The sequence below is a fragment of the Streptomyces sp. IBSBF 3136 genome (genome assembly GCF_036815105.1).
GTDB lineage: Bacteria > Actinomycetota > Actinomycetes > Streptomycetales > Streptomycetaceae > Streptomyces.
In genome coordinates, this window is the sequence record NZ_JAJSZC010000022.1 from 44,609 (window position 1) to 54,963 (window position 10,355).

Genomic DNA, 10,355 nt, shown 5'->3' on the forward strand with positions numbered 1-10,355 from the left:
GAGGACTCCTGTCGGTGAGAGGCCGGCGGTGCCGCGCCGCGGGGAGCGGCGGGCACCGCCGTGCGGTGCCGGGCCTTGGGCCTACTTACCGTGCAGTTGGCGCAGATAGTCGTGGGCGCTGGGCAGCGTCTGCAGCAGGTGTTCCTGCTGCTGCCGTACCTGCTCGAACAGCGGCTGGGCGCCCGCCACGGACTCCGGCTTGTGGGCGAGCACGGGCAGCGGAGTGTCCGGTTCGAGACCGAGGCCGGCGAAGATGCAGTAGTAGCTGCCGTTGGTCCAGAAGTTGCGGAACTCCGCCTCGAAGTTGCCGTAGTACGTGGACTCGTCGGCGATCGGCGAATTGATCGGGAGGCCCGCCTTGTAGGCCTCGATCTTCTTCTGGATGTTCTCCGGGAGGACCAGTTCCTTCTGGGCCCGCCAGAACGGGCTGTCATTGCGCGGGGCGTAGTAGAAGTGGGCCTGGATGAAGTCGCGGGTGTCGTCGAACATCGCCTCGATCTCGTTGTTGAAGCCGTCGACGAGCGCCGGGTTGAAGGAGCGGTCCGGGAAATGCTTCGCGAGCTGGTAGATGCCGGCCGTGATGAAGTAGATGCCGGTCGACTCCAGCGGCTCGAGGAAGCAGGAGGCGAGACCGATGCTCACTACGTTGTTGACCCAGGCGCGACGGTTGCGGCCGACCCGGAAACGGACGTGGTTGAACTTTGTCTCCTTCGGGTCCAGATTCCACAGCGCGCAGAATTCCTCGGTGGCCTCCTCCTGCGTGGTGAATTTGCTGGAGTAGACGTAACCGGAGCCGAAACGGCCCGGCATCGGGATCTTCCAGCTCCAGCCGGACGACATCGCGATGGCCGAGGTGTACGGCTCCACGCCGTTCGCCTCGTCGTCGTGCGGGACGGCGGTGGCGACCGCGCTGTCGCACATGAGGTGGTCGCTCATGTCCAGGAACGGCTCGCCCAGGGCCTTGTTGATGAGCAGCCCGCGGAAACCCGAGCAGTCCACGAACAGGTCCGCGTCCATGACCCGGCCCGACTTGCAGTGCAGCGCGGTCACGTATCCGCGCTCGTCCTGCTCGACCCGCACCATCTCGTCCTGGACGTGCTCCACGCCCTGCTTCTCCACGGCGAACCGGCGCAGGAAGTCGGCGACCAGCGCGGCGTCGAAGTGCCAGGCGTAGCGGGTGGAGGGGGTGCCGTCCATCCACTTCGGGGAGAGCTTGGCGTCCATCGCGGGTGGCTCGCGGAAGACCGCGTAGTCGAACGGCACGTCCGTGCGGCCCTCGTGCTTGTTCTTGAACCAGTAGTGCGACAGCGGGGTGCTGTCGTGGTCGGGCAGGATCCCGAACGGGTGGTAGAAGTGGTCCGGCCGGCCGTCCTCGAGCGTGCGGGCGTCCGGCTCACCGCGGCCCGGCGTGCGCCAGTTGACGAAACGCACCGCCATCTTGAAACTGGCGTTGCACTCGCGCATCCACTCCTCCTCGGGTATCCCGAGGTAGTCGAAGAGCACGCGGTGCAGGTTGGGCACGGTCGCCTCGCCCACGCCGATTCTCGGAATGGCCGGGGCCTCCAGCACCTGGATGTCCACGGTGCCCTGAAGAGCCTTGCCGAGGTAGGCGGCGGTCATCCAGCCGGCCGTACCGCCGCCGAGAATGACGACCTTACGGATACGCGAGTCGTTGTCGGTCATGTGCGGGGCTCTCTCTTCTGGTCGGGTGGGTCGGGAGCACATTCGTCCCGACGCTGTCGAGCGATTCCACGCCAGATTCGGAGGGCCGGCTATGCCGTTTCTATAGATGGCTGGAATCTCGGCTTGAGCTGCCTTGTATGGGTGAGGTATAGGCGCCCCGACGATTGTCGAGGCGCATGGAAAACCGCCCCGCAACTCCCAGCAGAGGATGGCTGCATCAGATGCCGTACGAAGACGGGAATGCCGTTGTCCAGGGGCCGGGCGGACTCCCCGGAACTCCGCCGGCCGGACTCAAGGGAATCCTTTCCGCGGTGGGGGGAACCCCGCTGATCGAGCTGGAACGGCTCGTCCCGGGATTCCCCGGCAGGCTGCTGGCCAAGGTCGAACGGTTCAACCCCGGCGGCAGTGTCAAGGACCGCTCCGCGCTCGGCATGGTGCTGGGCCGGATCCGTTCCGGTGAGCTCGTGCCCGGCCGCTCCACGGTGGTCGAGTCCAGCTCCGGCAACCTCGCCATCGGACTCGCCCAGATCTGCGGGTACTTCGGACTGCGTCTCGTCTGCGTGGTCGACGCCCGCACCACCCAGCAGAACATCGCGATCCTGCGCGCCTACGGCGCCGAGGTCGAGGTGGTCCGCGAACCGGACCCGGTCACCGGTGAGCTGCTGCCCGCGCGGCTGCGCCGGGTGGCCGAGCTGCTGGCCACGACACCCGACTCGTACTGGCCCGACCAGTACGCCAACCCGCTCAACCGGCAGGCCCATCTGACCACCATGCGGGAGATCGCCGAGGAACTGGACGGCCGGGTGGACCATCTGGTGCTGGCCGCCGGCACCGGCGGCACCCTCGGGGGCTGCGCCGAGTACATCCGGCAGGCCGGCCTGAACACCACCGTGCACGCCGTCGACGCCGTCGGCAGCGTGCTGTTCGGCCCGACCGCGAGCTGCAAGCGGCTGGTGCCCGGGCACGGCGCCTCGGTACGGCCCAAGCTGCTGCGTCCCGCGGACGCCGCGCACGTCGTCCACGTCACCGACCTGGACTGCGTGGTGGGCTGCCGGCGGCTGGTGCGGCGCGAGGCGATCCTCGCGGGCGGCTCCTCGGGAGCGGTCGTGTCCGCGCTGGACCGCGTCCTGCCGGGGGTCGAGCCCGGCGCCAACGTCGTCCTGATCCTGCCCGACGGCGGCGACCGCTACCTCGACACCGTCTACGACGACACCTGGGTCCGCCGGCACTTCGGTGCCGTCGCCCACCTCTGGGCGGAGACCGACGCCGTCGGATTCCCCCAACAAGCCTCGAACAGCGCTGAGTTGGCCGATATAGGCCATCGATAGCAAGTCCGCCCAGCATGGTCGGCATCGACCACGGAACCCCACCCGACCTTTTCACGGAGGCACCCCATGACCACGCAGATCCCCGCCCTGGACGACGCCGCGCGCACCCAGATCAAGGACATCGTCTGCGACATCCTGGAGCTGGAGCTCGACGAGGTCTCCGACACCAGCCTGTTCAAGGAGGAGCACGACGCCGACTCGCTGCGCACCATCGAGATCCTCGCCTCCCTGGAGCGCACCTTCGGCATCACCCTGAAGCAGTCCGAGCTGAGCCGCATGGTCAACCTCGCCGGCGTCTACGCCGTGGTCGCCGAGGCCAAGGCCCAGTGACCGGCGCCCGGCACCGGGTGGTCGTCACCGGCCTCGGGGTGGTGACCAGCATCGGCACCGGAGTGGACGCGTTCGCCGCGGGCCTGAGGGCCGGGCGCAGCGGGGCGAAGCCGATCACCGCCTTCGACACCACCGGCTTCGCCTACTCCAACGCCTGCGAGATCACCGACTTCGACCCCGAGGCCTGGATCACCGGGCAGTCCCCGGACGACCTCGGCCGGGCCGCCCAGTTCGCGGTGGCCGCGAGCCGGATGGCGGTGGCCGACGCCGGCCTCACCGAGGAGCAGGTGCGCGCGGTCCGGTCGCTGGTCTCCGTCGGCACCACCGACGGGGAGTCCCGCGACCTGGACCACCTCACCGGACTCCAGGTCTCCGGCGGCGACGACGTGCTCGACGCCGTGGTGGCCCGCAGGGTCTGGCCGGGCCGGCTGTCCGCGGGGATCGTGCGCGAACTCGCCCTGGAGGACGTCGAGACGGTCACCGTCCCCACCGCCTGCGCGGCCGGCAACTACGCGGTCGGCTACGGCTACGACGCCATCAGCTCCGGCGACGTGGAGATGGCGCTGTGCGGCGGCGCGGACGCGCTGTGCCGCAAGACCTTCACCGGGTTCTACCGGCTCGGCACCATCGCACCCGACGTGTGCCGTCCCTTCGACGCCGACCGGCAGGGCATCCTGACCGGCGAGGGCGCCGGCATCCTGCTCATGGAGTCGCTGGAGTCGGCCCTGGCCCGCGGCGCCCGCATCTACGCCGAGGTGCTCGGCTACGGGCTGTCCTGCGACGCGAGCCACCCAGTCGCCCCGGACCGCGACTCGATCGCCCGCTGCATCACCGCGGCACACCGCAACGCCGGGATCGAGGCGGCCGACGTCGACTTCATCTCGGCGCACGGCACCGGCACCAGGGCCAACGACGTCACCGAGGTCGGCGCGATCCGGCAGGTGTTCGGCGAGCAGCTGCCGCGCACCGTGTCGATCAAGTCGATGATCGGGCACACCATGGGCGCCGCCAGCGCCCTCGCCTCGGCGGCCTGCGCGCTCGCCCTGCGGGACGGCTTCATCCCGCCGACCGTCAACCACCGCACCACCGACCCCGAGTGCGCCGTCGACTGCGTGCCCAACGAGGCGGTCGAGGCCGAGCTGAAGGTCGTGCAGAACAACGGCCTCGCCTTCGGCGGGAACAACGCCGTGCTGGTGCTCGGCCGGTGGGACATCGCGGCCTGAGGACACCGCGGCCCGCGACGTAGAGAACACACGAGTCACAGAGGGGAGTGGGACGCCATGGCAGCCGAATCGGGCGCGCCGCCGGCGGAGCTGGTGATATCGGGCTGGGCCGTGTCCTCACCGTACGGACTGGGCAGGACCGCCTTCGCCGGGGGCCTCGCGTCCGGACGGCGTGCGATCGCCCCGCTGGACGGCGCCGACTGGCCGGTGCCGTACGAGGAGGCCGGGCTGATCCCCGGCTTCGACATCAAGGCGGTGCTCGGCCGCAAGGGCACCCGCTCCATGGACCGGGTCACCGGCATCGCGGCCGCCACGGTCGGGATGCTCCTGGAGGAGTACGGGGCCGGACTCGCCGCCGACGCGGAGTCGACCGGGCTGGTCCTCGGCACCTCCGGCAGCGTGCAGTCGATCATGGACTTCACCCGGGACGCGCTCACCGGCGACAAGCCCTACCTCGTCGACCCGGCGCGCTTCCCCAACACCGTCATGAACTGCCCCACCGGGCAGAGCGCCATCCGGCACACCCTCAAGGGCCCCAACGTCACCGTCTCCGGCGGCGCGGCGACCGCGCTGCTCTCCCTGCAGTACGCCTCCCGGCTGCTGCGCGGCGGGCACGGCAGGGCGCTGCTGGCCGGCGCGGCGGAGGAGTTCTCCGTGCAGCGCGCCCGCCTGGAGCGGGTCGCCGACCACGGTGGGGCGGCGCCGCAGCCGCTCGGCGAGGGCGCCGCGCTGTTCCTGCTGGAGGGCGCGGCCGACGCCCGCGAGTCCGGCCGCCCGGTGCTCGCCACCGTCCTCGGCTCCCGCTTCCGCGCCTTCCAGGACACCGCCAGGGCCGGCACCGCGTTGGAGCGCTGCGTCGCCGACGTGCTGGCCGCCGCCGGCGCCGCGCCGGACGACGTGGAGCTGGTCGCCCCCGGCACTCCGCCCGGACTGCTCGGCAAGCAGGAGGAGTCCGCCCTCGACGGACTCACCGGCAACCGGCTGCCGGTGCGCTCCCTGGTCGGCGACGCCGGCGCGGCCTCCGCCGCCTTCCAGCTCGCCGCCGTCCTCGCCGAGGCGGAGGCCGACCCGCGCCTGGTGGACCGGCTGACCCTGGTCACCGCCGTCGACCGGGACGGCACGGCGGGCGCGCTGCTGCTGCGGCCGGCCTGACCGCCGTACCCCGTACCCAGCCCTAGGAGAGAGGCAAGTCCATGTCCGACACACCACCGAGGCCGGTGGCACTCGTCACCGGCGGATCGCGCGGGATCGGGCGGGCCGTCGTGGAGACGCTGGCCCGGGACGGTCACGACGTGGCGCTGTGTTTCCAGTCCAACGAGCAGGCCGGCGAGATCGCCGCCAAGGCGGCCGCCGCGCACGGCGCGCGGACCCTCGCCCGGCGGGTCGACGTCACCGACCGCGCCGCCGTGGCGGGCTTCGTGCGGGAGACCGAGGACACACTCGGCCCGGTGGAGGTGCTGGTCACCGCGGCCGGGATCGTCCGGGACGGCCATCTGGCGATGATGGCCGACGAGGACTGGGACGCCGTGCTGCGCACCAACCTCGACGGCACCTACAACTTCGTCAAGGCGCTCGCCTTCCCCATGATGAAGCGGCGCCGCGGCACCGTGATCACCCTGTCCTCGGTCGCGGCCGAGGGCCACGCCACCCAGACCAACTACTCCGCGTCCAAGGCCGGGATCATCGGCCTGACCAAGGCCTTCGCCAAGGAGGCGGGCCGGGCCGGCATCCGCGCCAACGTGGTCGCCCCCGGCTTCATCGGCACCGACATGACCGGCGGGCTCTCCGACAAGCACGTCAAGGAGATGACCCGGCGCATCCCGCTGGGCCGCTTCGGCGAGCCCCAGGAGGTCGCCGAACTGGTGTCGTTCCTCGCGGGCCCGCGTGCCTCGTACATCACCGGACAGGTCTTCGCCATCGACGGCGGACTGGTCGTCTGACCAGGGCACCACGGAAGGAATCAGCCATGCCACGCGCCGCCCGGCCGCCGCGGTTCTACTTCAACCTGCGCAGCCCCTACAACTTCTTCGCCCTGCGCGCGCTGCGCGCCCACCGTCCCGAGCTGCTCGACCGGCTCCAGTGGCGGCCCTTTTGGGAGCCCGACGAGACCAGCGGCAAGCTGCTCGCCGAGGCCGGGGCCGAGTTCCCGTACACGCCCATGTCCCGGGCCAAGCAGTTCTACATCCTGCGCGACGTGCGCCGGCTGGCCACCGCCCGCGGTCTGGAACTGACCTGGCCGGTGGACGCCACGCCCTGGTGGGAGCCGGCGCACCTGACCTGGTTCGTCGCCGAGCGGCACGGGCTCGGTCAGGCCTGGGTGGAACGGGCCGGCCGCGCCCGCTGGCTGGAGGGCCGCGACCTGTGCGACCCGGCCACCGTCGCGGAACTCGCCGCCGAACTCGGCTTCGAGGCCGCCGACACCGACGACCCCGAACTGCGCGCCCAGGGCGCCCGGGCACTGCTGGACGTCGTGCGCGACGGCGTGTTCGGGGTGCCGTACTTCATCAACGGCTCCGAGCCCTACTGGGGCCTGGACCGGGTGGCCGACTTCGTCGCCTCCTTCGACGAGCCGGGCGACGGCCCGGGCGACGGCCCGGGCCCCGACGCCGCCGACCTGTCCGTCGTCGCGGGCCGCGCCTTCGACCTGAGCCACGCGGGAGGCTGCGGATGAGCACCGCCGTACGAGCGCTGCCGCTCACCGCGATCCAGGAGTCGATGTGGACGGCGTACCGCATCGCGCCGGACAGCGCCGCCTACAACATCGTCATGCCGCTCAGGCTGCGCGGCCGGGTCGACCCCGCCGCCATGGACGCGGCCGTCGCCTCGGTCGGCGAGCGGCAGGAGCTGCTGCGCTCCGTCTTCACCGAGCAGGACGGCCGCCCGGTCCGGGTGGTCTGCGAACAGCCGCAGGTCCGGCTGGAGTTCCGTGACCTCGACGGCGCCGACGAGACCGGGCTGTTCCGGGCCGCCGAGGAGGCCGGGGCGCGGCCGTTCCGCCTCGAGGCGGGCACCTTCCGGGTCGTCCTGCTGCGGCGCGCCGACGACGACTGGGCGCTGGTCACCTCCGCCCACCACATCGTCAGCGACTTCACCTCGCGCTGGCTGCTGGTCCGCGACGTGCTGGACGCCTACGCCGGGCACGTCGCCGGCACCGCGCCCGGCTGGCGCCCGCTGACCTCCTCGTACAGCGAGTACGCGGCCGAGGAACTGCGCTACACCGCCTCCGACGAGGGCCGGCGGGCCGCCGAGGAGTGGCGGGCCGCGACGAGCGGCTCGGCCCCCGCCGAACTGCCTCTGGACCGGCCCCGGCCGCGGGTGCGTTCGCTGCGCGGCGCCACGGTCGTACGCCGGCTCGCGGCCGAGTCGGCCGACGGGCTCGGTCCGGCCGCGCACACCGCGGGCGTGACCCCGTTCGCCTATCTGCTGGCCGTGTTCCAGGCCCTCACCCACCGCTGGAGCGGACAGGACGACTTCCTGCTCGGCGTGCCCGCCTCCGCGCGCTCCGGGCGCGGGCAGCGGGACCTGATCGGCTGCTTCCTCAACACCATGCCGGTGCGGGCCGAGTTCGGCTCCGAGACCACCTTCCGGTCGGCGGCCGCGCAGGCCGGTGAGCGGGTCATGCGGGGCATGCTCGGGGTGCGCCACCCCTGCGGGCTCGCCTTCCCGGACACCGTCCTGTTCCGGGCCGCGCTGTTCCTGGTCCAGATGGACCGGATGCGGCCGCCCGTGCCCAACGTCCCGCCGGGCGCGGCCGTCGGCCCGTCCATCCCCTACGCCGGGCTCGACATCGCCCTGATCGACGTGCCCCAGCAGGAGGGCCAGCTCGACCTGCTGCTGCGCGTCGAGCAGACCCTGGACGGGGTCACCGCCGTCTTCTCCTACGACACCGACGTGCTGGACCGCGAGAGCGTGGAGCGGTTCGCGGACGGCTACGAACGGCTGCTCACGGCCGCCGTGCGGGACCCGGACACGCGGGTCGCGGACGTGGAACTGGCCGGCGCCGCCGACCTGGACGCCCTCCTCGCGCTCGGCGACTCCGGCACGTACGCCGACCTCGCCACCGACGAGTCGTACGACGCCTTCGAATCCTTCGAGAACGCCTGGGACCACCGATGATGACGACCAACACGATCGCGGTGACCGGCGCCGGCATCGGCGGCCTGGCCGCCGCCGCGGCCCTGCACCGGCGGGGCATCGACGTACACGTCTACGAGCGCGGCGACAGCCTGCGCGAACAGGGCGTCGGCATGCACCTGGGGCCCAACGGCACCCGGTTGCTGCACCGGCTCGGCCTGGCCGCGGAGCTGGAGCGGGTCGCGGTGCGGCCCGAGGCGCTGGAGGTGCGGGCCTTCCAAGACGGCTCGCTGGTCACGAGGCAGGAGATGGGCGCGGCCTGGGAACGGGCGTTCGGCGCGCCCTACCTCACCGTGCACCGCGGCGACCTGCACCGGATGCTGGCCTCCCTGCTGCCCGCCGCCCGGGTGCACACCGGGCGGGAACTGGCGGCGTACGAGGAGAGCCGCAAGGGCGTCACCCTGCGCTTCGCCGACGGCACCGCGACCCGGGCCTCGGCGCTGGTGGGCGCGGACGGGGTGCACTCGGTGGTGCGGCGCTCGACGGCCGGGGACGAACGGCCGGTCTACTCGGGCAACAGCGCGCTGCGCGGCCTGGTGGACGCCGCCGACGTGCCCGAACTGGACCCGACGGTGATGTACATGTTCGCCGGACCGGCGGCCCGGGTGCTGGTGTACCCGGTCAGCGGCGGACGGCGGTTCACCTACGTCGTGGTCGCGCCGGCGCCCGAGGGGCTCGCCGAGTCCTGGACCAGCGCGGCCGACGTCGCCGACCTGGACGCCGCGCTCGGCGGCTGGGCGCCGCAGGTGCGCGCGCTCGTCGGGGCGGCCCGCGAGGTACGCCGCTGGGCGCTGTACGACCGGGTCCCGCTGCGGCGCTGGAGCACCGCCCGCACCACGCTGCTGGGCGACGCGGCCCACCCGATGCTGCCGCACCACGGCCAGGGCGCCAACCAGGCCGTCGAGGACGGTGTCGCGCTCGCCGTCTGCCTCGCCGAGGCCGGGCCCGGCGGTGACGGGATCGCCGCCGCGCTGGACCGCTACGAGGCGGTGCGCCGGCCGCACACCACCCGGGTGCAGCTCGGCTCACGGGACGGGAAGGCTCCCGGCAAGGGCGTGCGGGAGCAGGCGGCCGACGTGTCGTGGATCCTCGCGCACGACGTCGAACGGAGCCTGTACGAGGAGGTGTCCGGAGACACCGCGGCCTGACCGCGTTCCCCGCCCCACCGGTTTCCCGCCCACCGCGTTCCCACGGGCCCCCGACGCCGCACCGGCTTCGGGGGCCCTCGCCCTGCCCTCCGGCGTGCCGTTCACCATGCCCGCCGTGCCCTTCGCCGCACCCGGGCGACCGAGGCGCGCGAGGGGGCGTGCGCGCGGGCGTATAGAGGCCCGATACGGCACTGATAGCGCCGAGTTCAACCATGGGCCACACCTGACCGCACAGAAGGGACGTCCCATGGCCGAGCAGACGACCGACGAAGCCGTGTACCGCGTGGTGCTCAACGACGAGGAGCAGTACTCGATCTGGTGGGCCGACCGTCCGCTGCCGGCCGGCTGGCACGCCGAGGGCACCGAGGGCTCCCGCGAGGACTGCCTGGCCCGGATCGACACCGTGTGGACCGACATGCGCCCGCTGAGCCTGCGCCTGCGCATGGCGCAGAGCGGCCCCACGGCGGCCTGACCCGCCCGCACCCCCCGTTCCGCCCCGCACACCGCAC

At 72.5% G+C, this 10,355-nt stretch carries 10 protein-coding genes; 9 read left to right on the top strand and 1 reads right to left on the bottom strand.

Features of this window, described 5'->3' with window-relative positions:
- Positions 1 to 81: 81 nt before the first annotated feature.
- Positions 82 to 1,683 (bottom strand): tryptophan halogenase family protein, encoded by a 1,602-nt coding sequence (locus tag V7E45_RS07580; protein WP_333773309.1) that lies wholly within the window; start codon positions 1,681 to 1,683, stop codon positions 82 to 84.
- A gap of 311 nt (positions 1,684 to 1,994) precedes the next feature.
- Between V7E45_RS07580 and sbnA the strand changes: the two genes are divergently transcribed.
- The 9 genes from sbnA (at position 1,995) to V7E45_RS07625 (ending at position 10,318) form a co-directional block, all read left to right on the top strand.
- Positions 1,995 to 3,011 (top strand): 2,3-diaminopropionate biosynthesis protein SbnA, encoded by a 1,017-nt coding sequence (sbnA, locus tag V7E45_RS07585; RefSeq protein ID WP_333773310.1) that lies wholly within the window; start codon positions 1,995 to 1,997, stop codon positions 3,009 to 3,011.
- Positions 3,012 to 3,077: 66 nt separating this feature from the next.
- The gene (locus tag V7E45_RS07590; RefSeq protein ID WP_133920091.1) at positions 3,078 to 3,341 is read left to right on the top strand and encodes an acyl carrier protein; all 264 of its coding nucleotides are present in this window, start codon (positions 3,078 to 3,080) and stop codon (positions 3,339 to 3,341) included.
- Positions 3,338 to 4,564, top strand: coding sequence for a beta-ketoacyl-[acyl-carrier-protein] synthase family protein (locus V7E45_RS07595; RefSeq protein ID WP_333773311.1), 1,227 nt, complete (start codon positions 3,338 to 3,340; stop codon positions 4,562 to 4,564). The genes V7E45_RS07590 and V7E45_RS07595 overlap by 4 nt, the downstream gene beginning before the upstream one ends.
- Positions 4,565 to 4,621: 57 nt before the next feature.
- Positions 4,622 to 5,716 (top strand): beta-ketoacyl synthase N-terminal-like domain-containing protein, encoded by a 1,095-nt coding sequence (locus tag V7E45_RS07600; RefSeq protein ID WP_333773312.1) that lies wholly within the window; start codon positions 4,622 to 4,624, stop codon positions 5,714 to 5,716.
- A gap of 41 nt (positions 5,717 to 5,757) precedes the next feature.
- On the top strand, positions 5,758 to 6,504 hold the full coding sequence (gene fabG, locus V7E45_RS07605) for a 3-oxoacyl-ACP reductase FabG (RefSeq protein WP_333773313.1): 747 nt from the start codon (positions 5,758 to 5,760) through the stop codon (positions 6,502 to 6,504).
- 26 nt (positions 6,505 to 6,530) lie between these two features.
- The gene (locus tag V7E45_RS07610; RefSeq protein ID WP_333773314.1) at positions 6,531 to 7,235 is read left to right on the top strand and encodes a 2-hydroxychromene-2-carboxylate isomerase; all 705 of its coding nucleotides are present in this window, start codon (positions 6,531 to 6,533) and stop codon (positions 7,233 to 7,235) included.
- Positions 7,232 to 8,680 (top strand): condensation domain-containing protein, encoded by a 1,449-nt coding sequence (locus tag V7E45_RS07615; protein ID WP_333773315.1) that lies wholly within the window; start codon positions 7,232 to 7,234, stop codon positions 8,678 to 8,680. The genes V7E45_RS07610 and V7E45_RS07615 overlap by 4 nt, the downstream gene beginning before the upstream one ends.
- Complete coding sequence (locus V7E45_RS07620; protein ID WP_333773316.1) at positions 8,677 to 9,846, top strand: FAD-dependent monooxygenase; 1,170 nt, start codon at positions 8,677 to 8,679, stop codon at positions 9,844 to 9,846. Before V7E45_RS07615 ends, V7E45_RS07620 begins: the two co-directional genes overlap by 4 nt.
- Positions 9,847 to 10,093: 247 nt before the next feature.
- Positions 10,094 to 10,318: an MbtH family protein gene (locus V7E45_RS07625; protein ID WP_333773317.1), complete on the top strand. Its 225-nt coding sequence runs from the start codon at positions 10,094 to 10,096 to the stop codon at positions 10,316 to 10,318.
- The last annotated feature ends 37 nt before the right edge of the window (positions 10,319 to 10,355 follow it).